Here is a 17312-nt window from a genome sequence, read left to right as displayed (position 1 = left end):
GAGGGCTACTCTCATGTATATAGGCGCTCTGATCGGGTACCGAAATAGAAACGAGGCGAACACCTGCCGTGAGCAGCAGCTCTACATCCCAGTTCGGACAGAACCAGTGGTTGGTCGACGAAATGTACCAGCGTTTCCAGGACGATCCGTCGTCCGTGGACGCGAGTTGGCATGAATTTCTGACGGATTACTCCCCCGATGCCGCCGCCAAGGCCGGCGTAGCCAACGGACGCGGCACGAACGGCACCACCACCGCCGCATCTGCTGCCGCTCCCCCCGGCAAGACGTCGCCGCCGCCGGCCGCCAAGGCCGAGACCGCGCCCACGTCGGCGACCAAGACGGGCGACGGCGCCCCGGCGAAGTCCGCCGCCAACGGTGCAGCTCCCAAGGTAGCGGCGCCCAAGACGGCCGCACCGAAGGCCGCGCCGGCCAAGACCGCACCGGCCAAGGAGTCGCCCGCGAAGGCGTCCGCTCCCGAGACCGCTGCCGAAGAAACGAAGGTTCTGCGCGGCGCCGCTGCTGCCGTCGCGAAGAACATGTCGGCCTCGCTGGCCATTCCGACCGCCACCAGTGTTCGCGCCATCCCTGCGAAGCTGATGTTCGACAACCGGATCGTCATCAACAACCACCTCGCCCGTACCCGCGGCGGCAAGATTTCCTTCACCCACCTGCTGGGTTACGCGATCGTGCAGGCGGTCAAGGCGTTCCCCAACATGAACCGGCACTTCGCGGAGATCGACGGCAAGCCGCACTCCGTCACGCCCGCGCACACCAACCTCGGCCTGGCAATCGATCTGCCGGGCAAGGACGGCAGCCGGTCCCTCGTCGTCGCCGCCATCAAGAACACCGAAACGCACAACTTCACGCAGTTCTACAGCGCCTACGAGGACATCGTCCGGCGCGCGCGTGACGGCAAGCTCACCGGTGAGGACTTCTCGGGCGTCACCATCTCCCTCACCAATCCCGGTGGCATCGGCACCGTGCACTCCGTGCCGCGTCTGATGCAGGGACAGGGCGCCATCATCGGTGCCGGTGCCATGGAGTACCCCGCCGAATTCCAGGGCGCGAGCGACGAGCGCATTGCCGACATGGGCGTCGGCAAGCTGATGACGCTCACCTCGACGTACGACCACCGCATCATCCAGGGTGCCGAGTCCGGCGACTTCCTCCGGACCATTCACAACCTGCTGATCAGCGACGAGTTCTACGACGAGATCTTCCACGCGCTGCACATCCCGTACGAGCCGGTCCGCTGGCGTCAGGATGTGCCCGAAGGCGCCGTCGACAAGAACACGCGTGTCCTCGAGTTGATCGCCGCGTACCGCAACCGCGGTCACCTGATGGCCGACACCGATCCGCTGCAGTTCGTCAAGGACAAGTTCCGCAGCCACCCGGACCTCGACGTCATCACGCACGGCCTGACCCTGTGGGATCTCGACCGTGAGTTCAAGGTCGGCGGCTTCCACGGCCAGGAGAAGATGAAGCTCCGCGACGTGCTCAGCGTGCTGCGGGACGCGTACTGCCGCCACGTCGGCGTCGAATACACGCACATCCTCGAGCCGGAACAGCAGCAGTGGCTGCAGGACCGCGTCGAGGCGCATCACGTCAAGCCGACGGTCGCTCAGCAGAAGTACATCCTGAGCAAGCTGAATGCCGCCGAGGCGTTCGAGACGTTCCTGCAGACCAAGTACGTCGGCCAGAAGCGCTTCTCCCTCGAGGGCGCCGAGTCCGTCATCCCGATGATGGACGCCGTCATCGACCAGGCCGCCGAGCACCAGCTCGACGAGGTCGTCATCGGCATGCCTCACCGTGGTCGTCTGAATGTGCTGGCGAACATCGTGGGTAAGCCGTACTCCAAGATCTTCACGGAGTTCGAGGGCAACATGAACCCGGCTGCCGCGCACGGCTCCGGTGACGTGAAGTACCACCTCGGCGCCGAGGGCACGTACATCCAGATGTTCGGCGACAACGACATCACGGTGTCGCTCACCGCCAACCCGTCCCACCTCGAGGCCGTCGACCCGGTCCTGGAGGGACTGGTCCGCGCCAAGCAGGACATCCTCGACAAGGGCGAGGACGGCTTCACCGTCCTGCCGTTGATGCTGCACGGCGACGCCGCATTCGCGGGACAGGGCGTGGTGGCGGAGACGCTCAACCTCGCGCTGCTGCGCGGATACCGCACCGGCGGCACCGTCCACATCGTGGTCAACAACCAGGTCGGCTTCACCACCGCCCCGGAGCACTCGCGTTCCTCCGAGTACTGCACCGATGTCGCGAAGATGATCGGCGCGCCGATCTTCCACGTCAACGGTGACGACCCCGAGGCCTGCGTGTGGGTTGCCCAGCTCGCTGTCGACTTCCGGGAGAAGTTCCAGAAGGACGTCGTCATCGACATGATCTGCTACCGCCGTCGCGGTCACAACGAGGGCGACGACCCGTCGATGACCCAGCCGGCGATGTACGACGTGATCGACACCAAGCGCAGCGTTCGTAAGAGTTACACCGAATCGCTGATCGGCCGTGGCGACATCTCGCTCAAGGAAGCCGAAGACGCTCTCCGCGACTACCAGGGACAGCTCGAGCGGGTGTTCAACGAGGTCCGCGAGCTGGAGAAGTACAAGCCCGAGCCGAGTGAGTCGGTCGAGCTCGACCAGCCGCTGCCCACCAAGTTGACCACCGCGGTCGACCGTTCGGTCCTCGAGCGGATCGGTGACGCGTTCGTCAACGTGCCCGAGGGTTTCTCGGTGCACCCGCGCGTCAAGCCGGTCATCGAAAAGCGCCGCGAAATGTCTCGCGAAGGCAAGATCGACTGGGCGTTCGCGGAACTGCTCGCCTTCGGTTCGCTGGTCGACCAGGGCAAGATGGTTCGCCTCTCGGGTCAGGACTCCCGCCGCGGTACGTTCACGCAGCGTCACTCGGTGCTCATCGACCGCAAGACGGGCGACGAGTACACGCCGCTGCAGAACCTCGGCAGCCAGAACTCGGGTAAGTTCCTGGTCTACGACTCCGCACTCAGCGAGTTCGCCGCCGTCGGTTTCGAGTATGGCTACTCCGTGGGCAACCCGGACGCCCTCGTGCTCTGGGAAGCCCAGTTCGGTGACTTCGTCAACGGTGCGCAGTCCATCATCGACGAGTTCATCTCCTCCGGTGAGGCCAAGTGGGGTCAACTGTCCGACGTCGTGCTGCTCCTTCCGCACGGTCACGAGGGTCAGGGTCCGGACCACACGTCCGGCCGTATCGAGCGCTTCCTCCAGCTGTGCGCCGAGGGATCGATGACGGTGGCCGTGCCGTCCACGCCGGCCAGCTACTTCCACCTGCTGCGTCGCCACTCGCTCGACGGAATCCGCCGCCCGCTGGTGGTGTTCACGCCGAAGTCGATGCTGCGCAACAAGGCCGCCGTGTCCGATATCGAGGACTTCACCACCGGCAAGTTCCGGTCCGTCTTCGAAGAGCCGGTTTACGAGACCGGTGACGGCGACCGCAGCAAGGTCACCCGGGTGCTCCTCGTCAGCGGCAAGCTGTACTGGGAACTGCTCGCGAAGAAGCACAAGGACAACCGCGACGACATCGCGATCGTCCGTATCGAGCAGCTGTACCCGGTGCCGAGCCGTCGCCTGCGTGAGACGCTCGATCGCTACCCGAACGCCGCCGAATTCCGGTGGGTTCAGGAGGAGCCGGCCAACCAGGGTGCATGGCCGTTCTTCGGTCTCGCGCTGCCCGAGTTGCTCCCGGAGAAACTCGCCGGGATCAAGCGGATTTCGCGCCGTTCGATGTCGGCACCGTCCTCGGGTTCGAGCAAGGTCCACGCCGTCGAACAGCAGGAGATTATCGACGAAGCCTTCGGCTGACGTCGACTGAACTACCACTGAGCCGGGCCGAGTTCGCTGTACGAAGCGAACTCGGCCCGGCTTTGTGGTGTCCGGATCCGCTCGGTTAGGGGCTTGCGCTGGTGGCCGCGACCAGTGCTGCGGCGATCTCGGGCGCCGCCGCGACCGCGAGGGCGGGCAGCGCTTGGACGTTGAGTTCGATCAATTGCTCGCGGGTGAGCTGCGGATCGCGCAACCAGCTGATCGTGACCTCCTCGACGTATGCGATCCAGCCACGGACGGCCAGTTCCACCGCGGGTGTCCGCTCGACGCCGAGGATCGGGAGCTGCTCGAGGGTGCGCTCGGACATCATTGCCCGGGTCTCCTCGAAGACAGCCCGCATGTCGGGGTCGCCACTGGCTGTGCCTCGAAGCAGCGAGACGTAGGTGCCACGGTTCTCCGACACGTAGTCGACGTATGCGGCCAATACGGACCGCAGAATCTGTAACGGATCCCGGGCGTCGTCCACGTAGGGGTCGGGCGCGGTCCGGGCCAGCATCTCGCTGCTGGAGTGGCGCACGATGGCGAGATGGAAGTCGTGCTTCGAGGCGAAGTAATGGAAGAGCAGTCCCCGCGAGACTCCGGCCTGGTCGGCGATCTCCTCGACCGAGATCTGCTCGAGCGGCCGTTGCGCCAGCATCTTCACACCGAGGTCGATCAATTGTGCCCGTCGTTGCTCCGGGCTGAGACGGGTCCGCTTCACGACGTCCATGACAGCATCTTACTGAACGGAGGTCAATAGCTATTGACTACCCCTCAATAGCGCCCTATTGTCTCTTACATGAGTCTTCCCGTCACAGACACTTACGACACGACCGCGGGTGCCCGATACGTCGATACCTTGATCATCGGCAGCGGGTTCGCCGGACTGGGCGCGGCTATCAAGCTCACCCAGGCAGGCAAGACCGACTTCCTCGTGCTCGAGCGCGGCACGGAGGTCGGCGGCACCTGGCGCGACAACACGTACCCGGGCGCAGCATGCGACGTGCCCTCGCACCTGTACTCCTACTCCTTCGCGCTGAACCCGGAGTGGACACGTTCGTTCTCGACCCAGCCCGAGATCCAGAAGTACATCCAGTCGGTGGCGGACAAGTACAAGGTGCGCGATCGCCACGTTTTCAGTTGTGACGTGAAATCCGCGCATTGGAACGAGCAGACCACCCGGTGGGAAGTCACCACCACCAAGGGGAACTTCGTCGCGAAGATCGTCGTCTCGGCGGTCGGTGCACTGTGCGAGCCGGCGCTTCCCGACATCAAGGGCATCGAAGAGTTCGAGGGCGAGATCTTCCACTCCGCCCGCTGGAACCACGACGCCGACCTGACGGGAAAGCGGGTTGCCGTCATCGGCACCGGCGCCTCGGCCATCCAGATCGTCCCGGCGATCGGCAAGAAGGTGTCGCACCTCGACGTCTACCAGCGCACGGCCCCGTGGATCCTGCCTCGCGCCGACCGCGAGTACACGAAGGCCGAGCACGCCGCGTTCAAGTACCTGCCCGGTTTCCAGAAGCTGTGCCGTAGCGGGATCTACTGGATGCGCGAGAGCCAGGTCGTCGGGCTCGCGAAGGCACCGGTGTTCATGAAGCCGCTGCAGTTCGCGGCCGAGCGCCACCTGCGCCGCCAGATCAAGGACAAGGACCTGCGCAAGAAGGTCACCCCGAATTTCCAGATCGGGTGCAAGCGCATGCTGATCTCGAACAACTACTACCCGACGCTCGCGCAGGACAACGTCGACCTGGTGACCGAGGGCATCGCCGAAGTCAAGGGCAACGCAGTCGTCTCGAAGACCGGCACGGTCCGCGAGGTCGACGCCATCGTGGTCGCCACCGGTTTCCACGTCACCGACTCCCCCACCTTCCAGGGAATTTTCGGCAAGGACGGCCGCTCGCTCGCCGAGGTTTTCGACGAAGGCGGGCAGCAGGGTTACAAGGGCGCGGCGATCGCGAACTTCCCCAACATGTTCTTCCTCGTCGGTCCCAACACAGGACTGGGCCACACCTCGATGGTCTTCATGATCGAGTCGCAGCTCAATTACCTGGTCGACGCACTCGACACCCTCGACAAGTACGGCATCGGCAAGATCGAGGTCCGGCAGGACGCGCAGGACCGCTACAACGCCGACCTCCAGGAGAAGCTGTCGCACAGCGTGTGGAACAACGGCGGGTGCGCCAGCTGGTACCTCGACAAGCACGGCAACAACACGACACTGTGGCCGGGGTTCACCTTCCAGTTCCGCAATCAGACACGGCGTTTCGACCTCGCGGCGTACGACAGTGTGGCTGCCGCCGACCTCCCCGCACCGGTGCAGGTGAACGGTCAGGCCTCGAACTCGTTCGCCATCTCGGCACAGATCGACCTCGACGACGACAAGGTGGCAGCACAGTGAGCACATTCGCAGGCAAGGTGGTCGTGATCACCGGCGCCGGTTCGGGCATCGGCAGGGCTCTCGCCGTCAACCTGGCAGGGCAGGGCGCCAAGCTGGCGATCTCCGACATGGACACCGTCGGTCTCGCCGAGACGGCGCGACAGGTTGCCGCCCTCGGCGCCGAGGTAAGGTCGGACCATCTGGATGTCACCGAGCGCGAAGCGGTACTCGCGTACGCCGACGCCGTGCTTGCCCACTTCGGAACGATCAACCAGGTCTACAACAACGCCGGTATCGCGTACCACGGCGAGTTCGAGAAGTCCGAGTTCAAGGACATCGAGCGGATCATGGATGTGGACTTCTGGGGAGTCGTCAACGGCACCAAGGCATTCCTGCCGCACCTCATTGCCTCGGGCGACGGCCACCTGGTGAACATCTCGAGCCTCTTCGGTCTGTTGTCCATGCCGGGACAGACCGCCTACAACTCCGCGAAGTTCGCGGTCCGCGGCTTCACCGAGTCGCTGCGACAGGAAATGCTGATTGCGAAGCATCCCGTCAAGGTGACCTGTGTGCATCCGGGAGGCATCAAGACAGCCATTGCCCGAAATGCCACCGCAGGCCCCGGCGAAGACTTGGACACGTTCGCCCAGTTCTTCGACAAGAAGCTCGCCCGGACCTCACCGGAAGATGCTGCTGCCACCATCGTCAAGGGTGTGAGCAAGGGTAAGGCGCGGGTACTGATCGGCGCCGACGCGAAGTTCCTGGACGCCTGGGTGCGCGTGGTCGGCCCGAGCTACCAGCGAGTGGTCGCCGCCGTCGCCGGGCGTGTCCTTCCCAAGCCGAACTGAGGTCGCCGTGAGCTTCTCCTTGCCGCTCCCGGTAGTCGCCGCCGCGCTGCGGCCGTTCTACCGGCTGAGCCTCAACTCGCGGCTGCCGTATCCGGCGCAGAGGGCGCTGCTCGAAATGGCCGCACCGCTGCAGCAGATGCCGGAGGGGGCGGCCTGCCGGCCGGCCACCTTGGCCGGCCGGCCCGCCGAGCGGATCACGGTGGGCGCCACCGAGCGCCGGACCGCCGTGCTCTATCTCCACGGTGGCGCGTACACCATCGGCTCGCCCGCGACCCACCGGTCGCTGGCCGCGCATCTGGCACGTGAATCCGGAAGTGTGGTTTACACACTCGACTACCGCCTCGCCCCCGAACATCCGTTTCCTGCCGGGCTGGAGGACGCCGTGGCGGCGTTCCTCGAGCTGACCACGGAACACGGGTACGAGACAGGACGACTGGCCATCGCCGGCGATTCCGCGGGCGGTGGTCTGGCGGCGGCCACGGCGCGGCGCCTGATCGACCGGCACGGGGTCACCCCGGCCGCGTTGGGACTCATCTCACCGTGGGTCGATCCGTGCAGGCGCGACACTATCCGGGACCGTGACCTCGTGGTGAATACCGCGTGGTCGTTCCACGCCGCCGAGAAGTACCTGGGGAGCGGAAACAAGTTCGATCCCGGTTATGCCCCGCTGCACGGAGATTTGAAGGGGTTTCCGCCCACTGTCGTTCACGTCGGACTCGACGAGGTTCTGTATCCACAGATCTTGGAGTTCGTCGACAAGCTCGAGAAGTCGGGCGTCGACGTGACGCTCACCGAATACGCCCGACTCTGGCACGTTGCGCACCTCCAGGCCTCGTTGGTACGCGAGGCTGCGGAGGCCGTCGCCGAACTCGGGGCTTACCTGAAATCACACATGTGCGTCCAGCCAGACACGAGCGACGTCGGCTGAATCGGCACCACCGCGGACCTGTCCGATCATGTCGGCCAGGTCCGCTGTCGTCAGCTCCCCCGCCACCACGTTCAGCGCCTTGATCTGGGGCTCACCGAGCGCCCCGACCCGGTAGAGCGGCACCACGTTCTGGGCTGTGAAGATCGCCTCGTCGTCGTCCAGCAGAACGAGGTCCGAGCTCGCGACTTCCGGGGTCGCGGTGGTCACTCCTGCCACCACGGCGCCATCCGCCTGTGCGGGGACGGAGAGTTCCGCGACCGCCGCGGCTCCGTCCGGAACCGCGCGCGTCTGCGCGAACGTGCAACCGGTCAGATCGGCGAGTGAGCCGGCCTCGAAATCGGGGGTGAGCACCGCGACGCTACGACGGCACGCGGGAATGAGCTCGTCGAGCGTCGTCACCGCCATCCGGGTAGACGTGTCCGCAGACACCGCCAGCGCGGACCGATCCTCCGCCGCCGCGTAATCGGAGATCGAAAGACCTTGCGGCAGCGCCTGACTCAACGCCTCGAACACCTCGTCCTGTTCCTTTTCGGTCGACTCCGGATCGTAGTAGCGCAGCAGCCGGCCGGTGAACTCGGGCACCAACGTCACTTCGCCCGCATCGAGCCGCCGAAGATAGGCGGTGCGGTCGCCCAGTCCGGTCTCGGTGGATGCCGGCGCACCCGTCGATCGGAGAGCGCCCGCGTAGATTTCGGCCAGGACCCGGCTTTCCGCCGTGTCGCCCGACCCCACCACCACCTCACCCGCGGTCTGTCCCGCGGAACCGTCGAGAGCAGTGTTGCCGACATCGCAGGCCGACAGCGCGCCGGGAATCAGAATTAGCACCGACGCTGCCGCCCACGCCCCGAGACGAGCGGACTTCCGGGAACTCCCGCTCCCCGATCCGCCCTTACCTGTCTGTGCCACCTCGCACGCCTTCCCTCGCATCACGCTGAGCCGAAACCAGTGTTGCCCACCTGCCTATCGTTACACTGACGCCACATCGGCCCGGCGGTGTGCCCACCGGATCTCCCGATCATGCGGCAGTAGTGAACAACGGCAGTAGTGAACAAACGGCAGTGGCGAACAAACGGAAGGACGCGCATGCGCACCTCGAACACATCCTCGGGTCGCGGGTTCGCCCGCCGCACTCTGGGCGGCCTCGCGGTCGCCACGGTTGCCGTGGTCTCCCTCGCCGCGTGCGGGGGCGGTTCCGATCCGTTGTCGGCCGAGGGTGAAGGGTCCGGTGACGACGCGAACGCCGTCATCGTGGGTTCGGCGAACTTCCCGGAGTCCGAGACGGTGGCCAATATCTACACCGAGGTTCTCCGCGCCAACGGTTTCGACGTAACCACGAAGTTCGACATCGGAAGCCGCGAGGCCTACATTCCAGCGCTGAAGGACGCGTCGATCGACGTCATTCCGGACTACACGGGCAACCTGCTGCAGTACCTCGACCCGCAGTCGACCGCCACCAGCGCTGCCGACGTCGACGCGGCACTCCCGGGCGCACTCGGATCGGAGTTGACGATCACCACCCCAGCTCCAGCCGAGGACAAGGACGCCGTCGTCGTCACCGCGGAGACCGCGCAGAAGTGGAATCTGACCTCGATCGCGGACTTGGCAGCGCATTCGGCGGAGGTCAAGTTCGGTGCCCCCGCCGAGTTCCAAGAGCGCCGCGCCGGACTGCCCGGACTGAAGGAGAACTACGGACTCGACATCGCACCGGCCAACTTCGTCCCCATCGCGGACGGCGGCGGACCCGCCACGGTCGAGGCTCTGGCATCGGGGCAGATCACCGCGGCGAACATCTTCACCACCTCGCCGGCAATCGAGAAGAACAACTTTGTGGTGCTCACGGACCCGAAGAACAACTTTCCGGCTCAAAACGTTGTTCCGGTGGTGCGCGCAGCCAAGTCGACGGCCGAGCTGACTCGAGCGCTCGACGCACTGTCCGCGAAGCTGACGACGGAGGAGCTGGTGAAGTTGAACGATGCCGTGTCCGGTGACGCCAAGACGGAGCCGGCGGCAGCCGCGAAGCAGTGGGTCGTAGACCAGGGGCTCGACAAGCCGGTCTCCTGAGGAGTCGACGGTGATCACATTTTCGGGCGTCACCAAGCGGTACCCGGACGGCACCACGGCGGTCGACAACCTCGATCTGCATATCGACGCGGAGTCGTTCACGGTCTTCGTCGGGCCTTCCGGCTGCGGCAAGACCACATCGATGCGCATGATCAACCGGATGATCGCCCCGACGGCCGGAACCATCTCGGTCGACGGCCGGGACATCGCCTCGACCGATGCAGTGAAGCTTCGCCTCGGGATCGGTTACGTGATTCAAAGCGCCGGACTGCTACCGCATCGCACCGTGATCGACAACGTCGCGACCGTACCGGTCCTTCGCGGTGACTCCCGCCGTGCGGCCCGCATGGCTGCGCTGTCGGTGCTCGAGCGGGTGGGTCTCGACCCCGCGCTGGCGGGCCGTTATCCCGGCCAGCTGTCGGGTGGGCAGCAGCAGCGTGTGGGCGTGGCCAGGGCGCTGGCTGCCGACCCGCCCATTCTGCTGATGGACGAACCGTTCAGCGCGGTGGACCCCGTGGTCCGCGAGGATTTGCAGGCGGAGATGCAACGTTTGCAGGCCGACCTGCGCAAGACCATTGTGTTCGTCACGCACGATATCGACGAGGCGGTCAAGCTCGGTGACCGGCTGGCAGTCTTCGGACCGGGCGGCCGACTGCAGCAATACGATGCGCCCGACACGGTGCTGTCCTCGCCGGCCACCGATTTCGTCGCCGGATTCGTCGGCCGCGACCGCGGCTATCGTGGCCTGTCGTTCCGCGCGGCAGACGAGGTTTCCCTTCATCCCCTCCGGACGGCCACCGAACGGGAGCTGAGCACACTGCGGCTCGACCGCGGCGATTGGGCACTCGTGGTGACCGATTCCGGTGTTCCGCGGGGCTGGATCGACGTCACGGGCGTCGAAGGCGTGCGCTCGGGCCGCCCACTGTCGGAATGTACCGCCGCAGGCGGCTCACTGTTCCCGCCGGGCGGAGACCTGCGGCAAGCGTTGGATGCGGCCATCTCGTCGCCGTCGGGAATAGGCGTGGCCGTCGACAAGGACGGTGCCGCCCGCGGCGGCATCCTCGGGTCCGAGGTCATCGAGAAGCTGACGCAACAGCGGGCCGCCGAGGATCGCGCGCGGAACGCGCAGTTCTTCGCGCCCGCGTCCACTTCTCCCGACAGGCCGTGATCCTGTGCGGTGGCTCATCGACAATTTTTCCGTAGTCGTCGACCTGACGAAGACCCACCTGTACCTGGCGCTGATGCCACTCCTACTCGGCCTGGTCATCGCCGTCCCGGTGGGCACCGCGATCCGGGGTGCATCGGTGCTACGCAAGGTCACCACGACCGTCGCCGGCGTCGCGTTCACGATTCCCTCGCTGGCTCTCTTCGTCACCATCCCGTCCGTCGTCGGACTGCAGATCCTCGATCCGCTCAATGTGGTGATCGCCCTGACCATCTATTCCACCGCCCTGCTCGTCCGCGCCGTCCCGGAGGCCCTCGACTCGGTACCCGCCGACGTCGTCGACTCCGCGAATGCGATGGGTTTCCCACCCTTGCGCCGGGCACTGACAGTCGAGTTACCTTTGGCCCTACCGGTTCTCGCGGCAAGTGTGCGCGTGGTGGCAGTCACCAACATTTCGCTGGTCTCGGTCGGTTCGCTGATCGGGATCGGCGGTCTCGGGACCCTCTTCACCCGCGGCTACCAGCGTGACTATCCCGATCAGATTCTCGCGGGGATCATCGCCATCGTCGTCCTCGCACTGGTCTTCGACCTGGCGCTGTTCCTCCTCGCCCGTGCGCTCACACCATGGACGCGGCAGAAGAAGGAGGCGGCGGCATGAGCATCTTCGGCGGGGCGTGGGACTACATTGTGGATCCGGCCAACTGGGAGGGCAGGGCCGGAATCGGGGCCCGCATCCTCGAGCACCTCTGGTACAGCCTTCTCGCCGTCGCCCTCTCGGCCGCCGTCGCGGTTCCGCTCGGTGCGGTCATCGGCCATCTGCGTCGAGGCGAGGTGCTGGTGGTGGGCTTGGTCAACGCGCTGCGTTCACTGCCCACGTTGGGCCTGCTGACCTTCCTCGTGCTGCTCCTCGGGCTCGGTCTCATCCCGCCGATCCTCGCCCTCGTGGTGCTCGGCATTCCGCCGCTACTGGCCGGCACCTACTCCGGTGTCGCGAACGTCGACCGGACGGTGGTAGACGCCGCCCGCGCGATGGGCATGACCGAGTGGCAGGTCCTCAGTCGCGTGGAGGCACCGAATGCGCTGCCGCTCATGCTCGGCGGACTGCGCAACGCCACACTGCAGATCATTGCAACCGCAGCGGTGGCCGCGTACGTCAACCTCGGCGGGCTCGGACGGTACATCTTCGACGGACTCGCCTTGCGTCAGTACGACCGGGTACTGGTCGGTGCGCTCCTCGTGACGATCCTGGCCCTCGTCGTCGACGGGCTTCTCGCGCTCGCGGTGTGGGCATCCGTCCCGGGCACCGGCCGGCTACGTCGTGGAATCAGCGCCCAGGAGTGGGCCGACCTGGCCGCCGCCGCGAAGTCCCGCTAGAACGGCAAACACCCCGGGCGGGAACCTTGGTGCGGGCTCCGGTCCGGGGTGTTCAACGGATTCTCGCTAGTCGGTGACGCCTTCTGCGCGAGCAGCGGCGGCGACTGCCTCCGCAACAGCGGGGGCGACGCGAGGATCGAGCGGGCTGGGAACGATCTTGTCTACAGCCAACTCGTCACCGACGACCGAGAGGATTGCCTCGGCGGCGGCAAGCTTCATGCCTTCGGTGATACGGCGGGCGCCGGCGTCGAGCGCACCGCGGAACACACCGGGGAAGGCGAGCACATTGTTGATCTGGTTCGGGAAGTCGCTACGCCCGGTGGCCACGATCGCCGCGTGCTTCTTCGCGACCTCGGGGTGGATCTCCGGGTCCGGGTTCGACAGCGCGAAGACGATGGCGTCGTCCGCCATGGTCGCGATGAGTTCTTCGGGAACCGTGCCCGCGGACACACCGAGGAACACGTCCGCACCGTCGAGGGCTTCGACGATCCCGCCGTGCCGGCCGGTGGGGTTGGTGCGGGCCGCGAGGTCGACCTTGACCTCGTTCAAGTCCTTGCGATCGGCCGAGACGATGCCCTTGGAATCGAGCACGGTCACGTCGGCGATGCCGGCGGCGAGCAGGATGTTCGCGCAGGCGACACCGGCGGCGCCGGCGCCGGAGATGACGACGCGCAGCGCGGAGATGTCCCGCTTCTGCACCTTCACCGCACCCTTGAGGGCGGCGAGGACCACGATCGCGGTGCCGTGCTGATCGTCGTGCATGACCGGGCAGTCCAGGGCCTCGATCACGCGCTTCTCGATCTCGAAGCAGCGCGGTGCGGAGATGTCCTCGAGGTTGACCGCGCCGAAGCTCGGGCGCAACCGGATGAGGGTTTCGACGATTTCGTCGGGGTCCTTGGTGTCGAGCACCAGCGGAATGGAATTGAGGCCCGCGAAGTTCTTGAACAGTGCGGACTTGCCTTCCATCACCGGAAGGGAGGCGCGGGGGCCGATGTCGCCGAGGCCGAGCACCGCGGAGCCGTCGCTGACGACGACCACGAGGCGGCTGGTCCAGGTGTAGCGGTCGGCGAGGGTCTCGTCGGCGTGGATCGCGCGGGAAACCTGCGCGACGCCGGGCGTGTAGGCAATGGACAGGGCGCGCTGGGTATCGAGGGCGGTCGTGGTCTCTACCGAGAGCTTCCCCCCGATGTGGCCGGCGAAGATCTCCTCGTCGGTCAGCTCGACCTTCTGCGGTGTGGTGGGTTCGGACACGATGGACACGATGACACTCCTGCTAAGTCCAGGCTCACTCGGGGCCGGGTTACTGTGAAGTAACCATGCGGATCGGCGCTGATCTACGTAGTTACTCCGCGAACGACAACTGGTGAAGCTTCCGGTGCGCGCGATCACTTTGGCCGCAGAACTTCCGAAGCGTGGATGGCGCTGGGCGGGTGAGCCCTTGGCAACGCTGCCATAAATCCCCGCCGAAGGGCGGTGGCGCCGACGTCGGAGTGGTGCTAAGTCAAGCACGAAGATCGCTGCACAATCAAATCGCCACGGGAGTCAGACGTCTCACGTTTTCCGGCTTCTACCTGTGAGAACAAGTTACCGACGGGTCACCGTGAGAGCCGGTTTCACATAACTCTCCGAGGGTCGGTCAACCCCACCATTGGGTGGCCAGCAGAAGCGCTGCCGCAGCGAGGACGGCGACAGATGCGAGCACCGCGGCGAGACCGTCACGGCGGTCGGCGATCCGCTGGGCCACGACCACGACCACGGACGCGACGATGTGCGCGGTGATCGAGACTGCTCCCGGCCCCGGGAATCCCCTGCCGCCGCCCACATAGGCGGACCCGATCACGACGAGACACAAGATCACCACACCGGCCGCGACGGCGCCACTGAACGCGCGCGACGCCCTGACGACAAATGAGCCGCGACGTGGCTCGCGCGGGGGCATGGACCTCGGCGTCGTCGGGCCGTAGGGGTCGTCACGGTCAGCGTCGTAGCCGTGAGGGTCGTAGTGGTCGCGGTTGCCGTAGCGGTCCGAATCGCGTGCAGTCATGCCGAAATCACCTGTGTACCGGAGGCTTTGGAGGCGAGCTTGTCGAACTCGTCGGGGTCCGTGCCGAACTCGCCCAGCCGGATCGTCTTGTTCGTCCCGTGGTAATCGGAAGATCCGGTGACGACGAGCCCCAATTCGTCGGCCAGTCCCTGAAGGACCGCGACATCGGCCGACGAGTGGTCGGGATGATGCACCTCGAGCCCGTGTAGACCCTCACCGGCCAGCTCCCGGACGTGATCGAGCGACAGCAGCCGTCCCCGCGCCCGCGCCCGCCCGTGGGCGAGAACGCTCACCCCTCCGGCCTCGGCCACCAGTTGCACCGCCTCGTCCAAGGGGGTGTCGGATTTGTCGACGAAGTACCGGCCCCGCGGCGCCAGCAGGTCGACGAACGCCTCATTGACACTGCTCACCACTCCGGCCCGCATCAGCGCCCTCGCCAGATGTGGGCGACCCGCGGCGGGACCCGCTGCTGCCAGGACCTCGTCGGCGTCGATGGGCAGGCCGTCCTCCATCATCAGCTCGGCCATGGCCCGGATCCTGACGACCCGCTCGGTTCGCAACCGTTCACGTTCCCGCGCGAACGCGGCGTGCGCGGGATCGAAGAGGTAGGCCAGCAGGTGAACCGCGACGGGACGACCGTCCTCACCCCGGCCCGCGCAGGACATCTCCATGCCCCGAACCAGGGTCAACCCGGCAGGCATCGCCGCAACCGCCTCTGCCCACCCCGCCGTGGTGTCGTGATCGGTGATGGCCACGACGTCCAGACCCGCGGCACCGGCCGCGCGCACGAGGTCTGCCGGACTGTCGGTACCGTCCGAGGCCGTCGAGTGAGTGTGGAGATCGATGCGCACCTGCCCAGTGTGTCAGGTGCGCTCGGGAAGGGTCCGGGCGTGCGTGCGTCGAGCGGTGTCGTGTCGTCCGGTCGTCGGGGATTCAGGACTCCGGTGCTCACGTAGGATTGCGCGACACCAAGTCCTCGGTCTCGACGCTGAAGGGAGTGCTCGCGCCCATGCCCTCACTTCCGGCACAAGGCCGCGACAAGTCCGCGGGTCCCCGGATCCGCATCCCCACCGCCCGCGCCGTGGTGGATTGCGGCGTGTATGTGGACGGCATCCGTCTGCCCGGTAAGTACACCCATCAGGCTGCCCTCGCCGAGGTCCGGCGGCGTGGCCGGGGATTCGTGTGGGTCGGACTCCTCGCACCCGACGAGGGTCAGATGGAGAGCGTGGCCGAGACGTTCGGCCTGCACGAACTGATGGTTGAGGACGCTGTCCACGCGCACCAGCGGCCCAAACTCGAACGCTACGACGACATCCTGTTCCTGGTGCTGCGGACCGTCAATTATGTGCCACACGATTCGGTGGCGACCGCCAGTGAGATCGTGGAGACCGGCGAGATCATGGCCTTCGTGGGCGCCGACTACGTCGTGACCGTGCGGCACGGCGATCATTCCGGGCTCGCGAACGTCCGGCGCTCGCTCGAGGAGAATCAGGAGCGGCTCGCGCTCGGCCCCTATGCCGTCCTGCACGCGGTGGCCGACCATGTCGTCGATACGTACCTCGAGGTCACCCAGGCCATCGAACACGATGTCGACGGCATGGAGGAGGCGGTGTTCAGCCCGCGGAACACCGTCGCGGTCGAGCACATCTACCTGCTCAAGAGGGAGATCGTCGAACTCCGCAAGTCGGTGAACCCGCTGTCGAACCCGCTGCTGCGGTTGACGCAGTCGCCTGGCAATCCGGTGCCGAAGGAAGTGCGGCGGTACTTTCGCGACGTGCTCGACCACCACACCACCGTCGCGGAGCGGATCGCCGAGTACGACGAGGTGCTCAGCTCACTCGTCGACGCGGCTCTCGCCAAGATCGCCGTCCAGCAGAACACCGACATGCGCAAGATTTCGGCATGGGTGGCCATCGCCGCCGTGCCCACGATGATCGCAGGAATCTATGGCATGAATTTCGACAACATGCCCGAATTACATTGGCAATACGGGTATCACCTCGTGGTGGCCTTCATTGTGTCGGTCACGGTGGGGCTGTTCGTCACCTTCCGCCGAAACAACTGGCTCTAGAGGGACGCCGCGCCGCGGTTCGGGTCGCGCACGTCGATGCCCGCCTCGGTCCACGCTTCCCGTAATGCCTCGGCGCCGCGCAGTCGCACCCACGCTGCCTCGGTTCCGGTGAGGGGCACGGCGGCGAGGAACTGCACCGCGTCGGCGGGTTCGGGAAGGGCGAGGTCCGGAATCGAGGACTTGCCCAGGAGCACCGCCGTGAACGGCGTGTCCTTCCACAACGGCTCGCCGAGGTCGAGGAGCGCGTCCTCGACGAGGACCACCCCCTCCACCGACGGCGCGGCCGCCAGCACCGCGAGCGTGCGCGCGACACCCGAGCTCACCCCGGCTCCCCCGCGCAGCGTCAGCACGAGTTCCGCGCGCGGACCCCGCATCGGGTCGGCCACCAATTCCCCGGGATCACCCATCGGGTGCCGGGAGCAACCCAGAGTCACGTACCGGACGAGGTCGTCTTCGGCGGGCGGGAACCGCAGCACGTCGAGAGGCTCGACCCCCAGAAACGTCACCGAGGCGGCGGTCGGCTCGGGCCCCCCGATCTGTTCGAGCAGGTGCGCACGAACGGCTGCCACAACGCTGTCAGTCACCCCGCCATC

Annotated in this window: 15 protein-coding genes; 9 read left to right on the top strand and 6 right to left on the bottom strand. The window is 66.2% G+C overall.

Annotated elements, in window-relative coordinates; genetic code table 11:
• Window positions 1-68: 68 nt before the first annotated feature.
• Entirely contained in the window at window positions 69-3848 is a 3780-nt protein-coding gene (locus tag ACH49N_RS13605; protein ID WP_358272898.1) for a multifunctional oxoglutarate decarboxylase/oxoglutarate dehydrogenase thiamine pyrophosphate-binding subunit/dihydrolipoyllysine-residue succinyltransferase subunit, read from the top strand.
• Window positions 3849-3933: 85 nt separating this feature from the next.
• On the opposite strand, the gene ACH49N_RS13600 is transcribed toward ACH49N_RS13605, so the two are convergent.
• A complete protein-coding gene (locus ACH49N_RS13600; protein WP_250768697.1) occupies window positions 3934-4578 on the bottom strand; it encodes a TetR/AcrR family transcriptional regulator in 645 nt (214 codons plus the stop codon).
• A 69-nt stretch (window positions 4579-4647) separates the two neighbouring features.
• Between ACH49N_RS13600 and ACH49N_RS13595 the strand changes: the two genes are divergently transcribed.
• The 3 genes from ACH49N_RS13595 to ACH49N_RS13585 are packed head-to-tail and all read left to right on the top strand — an operon-like array spanning window position 4648 to window position 8004.
• Window positions 4648-6249, top strand: a complete 1602-nt coding sequence (locus ACH49N_RS13595; RefSeq protein WP_250768696.1) for an NAD(P)/FAD-dependent oxidoreductase — start codon at window positions 4648-4650, stop codon at window positions 6247-6249.
• Window positions 6246-7076: an SDR family oxidoreductase gene (locus ACH49N_RS13590; RefSeq protein ID WP_250768694.1), complete on the top strand. Its 831-nt coding sequence runs from the start codon at window positions 6246-6248 to the stop codon at window positions 7074-7076. Before ACH49N_RS13595 ends, ACH49N_RS13590 begins: the two co-directional genes overlap by 4 nt.
• 7 nt (window positions 7077-7083) lie before the next feature.
• Complete coding sequence (locus ACH49N_RS13585; protein ID WP_250768692.1) at window positions 7084-8004, top strand: alpha/beta hydrolase fold domain-containing protein; 921 nt, start codon at window positions 7084-7086, stop codon at window positions 8002-8004.
• On the opposite strand, the gene ACH49N_RS13580 is transcribed toward ACH49N_RS13585, so the two are convergent.
• Window positions 7963-8910, bottom strand: a complete 948-nt coding sequence (locus ACH49N_RS13580; RefSeq protein ID WP_250768690.1) for an ABC transporter substrate-binding protein — start codon at window positions 8908-8910, stop codon at window positions 7963-7965. The two genes, ACH49N_RS13585 and ACH49N_RS13580, sit on opposite strands and share 42 nt — an antisense overlap.
• Before the next feature lie 177 nt (window positions 8911-9087).
• Between ACH49N_RS13580 and ACH49N_RS13575 the strand changes: the two genes are divergently transcribed.
• The 4 genes from ACH49N_RS13575 to ACH49N_RS13560 are packed head-to-tail and all read left to right on the top strand — an operon-like array spanning window position 9088 to window position 12604.
• A complete protein-coding gene (locus ACH49N_RS13575) occupies window positions 9088-10065 on the top strand; it encodes an ABC transporter substrate-binding protein (RefSeq protein ID WP_159925455.1) in 978 nt (325 codons plus the stop codon).
• 10 nt (window positions 10066-10075) lie between these two features.
• Window positions 10076-11233, top strand: a complete 1158-nt coding sequence (locus ACH49N_RS13570; RefSeq protein ID WP_358272896.1) for an ATP-binding cassette domain-containing protein — start codon at window positions 10076-10078, stop codon at window positions 11231-11233.
• 4 nt (window positions 11234-11237) lie between these two features.
• Window positions 11238-11888 (top strand): ABC transporter permease subunit, encoded by a 651-nt coding sequence (locus ACH49N_RS13565; RefSeq protein ID WP_250768686.1) that lies wholly within the window; start codon window positions 11238-11240, stop codon window positions 11886-11888.
• Window positions 11885-12604 carry an ABC transporter permease gene (locus ACH49N_RS13560; RefSeq protein WP_159925449.1) on the top strand — a complete coding sequence of 240 codons (720 nt, stop codon included), beginning with the start codon at window positions 11885-11887 and terminating at the stop codon, window positions 12602-12604. The genes ACH49N_RS13565 and ACH49N_RS13560 overlap by 4 nt, the downstream gene beginning before the upstream one ends.
• A 66-nt stretch (window positions 12605-12670) precedes the next feature.
• Here the strand turns inward: ACH49N_RS13560 and ACH49N_RS13555 are convergent, their stop codons facing one another.
• The 3 genes from ACH49N_RS13555 to ACH49N_RS13545 form a co-directional block, all read right to left on the bottom strand.
• The gene (locus ACH49N_RS13555) at window positions 12671-13864 is read right to left on the bottom strand and encodes an NADP-dependent malic enzyme (protein ID WP_250768683.1); all 1194 of its coding nucleotides are present in this window, start codon (window positions 13862-13864) and stop codon (window positions 12671-12673) included.
• Between the two features lie 376 nt (window positions 13865-14240).
• Complete coding sequence (locus ACH49N_RS13550; protein WP_397504603.1) at window positions 14241-14543, bottom strand: hypothetical protein; 303 nt, start codon at window positions 14541-14543, stop codon at window positions 14241-14243.
• A gap of 101 nt (window positions 14544-14644) precedes the next feature.
• Window positions 14645-15499, bottom strand: a complete 855-nt coding sequence (locus tag ACH49N_RS13545; protein ID WP_159925443.1) for a PHP domain-containing protein — start codon at window positions 15497-15499, stop codon at window positions 14645-14647.
• Between the two features lie 158 nt (window positions 15500-15657).
• Here ACH49N_RS13545 and corA point away from each other — a divergent pair, with 158 nt between their 5' ends.
• Window positions 15658-16719 carry a magnesium/cobalt transporter CorA gene (corA, locus tag ACH49N_RS13540; RefSeq protein ID WP_109335247.1) on the top strand — a complete coding sequence of 354 codons (1062 nt, stop codon included), beginning with the start codon at window positions 15658-15660 and terminating at the stop codon, window positions 16717-16719.
• On the opposite strand, the gene ACH49N_RS13535 is transcribed toward corA, so the two are convergent.
• The gene (locus ACH49N_RS13535) at window positions 16716-17303 is read right to left on the bottom strand and encodes a suppressor of fused domain protein (protein ID WP_201453445.1); all 588 of its coding nucleotides are present in this window, start codon (window positions 17301-17303) and stop codon (window positions 16716-16718) included. The two genes, corA and ACH49N_RS13535, sit on opposite strands and share 4 nt — an antisense overlap.
• Between the last annotated feature and the right edge of the window lie 9 nt (window positions 17304-17312).

Origin of the sequence: Rhodococcus sp. NPDC019647 (assembly GCF_044389235.1) — a bacterium.
Taxonomy (GTDB): Bacteria; Actinomycetota; Actinomycetes; order Mycobacteriales; family Mycobacteriaceae; genus Rhodococcus_F; species Rhodococcus_F oxybenzonivorans.
Note: the sequence above shows the minus strand (reverse complement) of the source record. Positions and strands in the feature narration are given on the sequence as shown.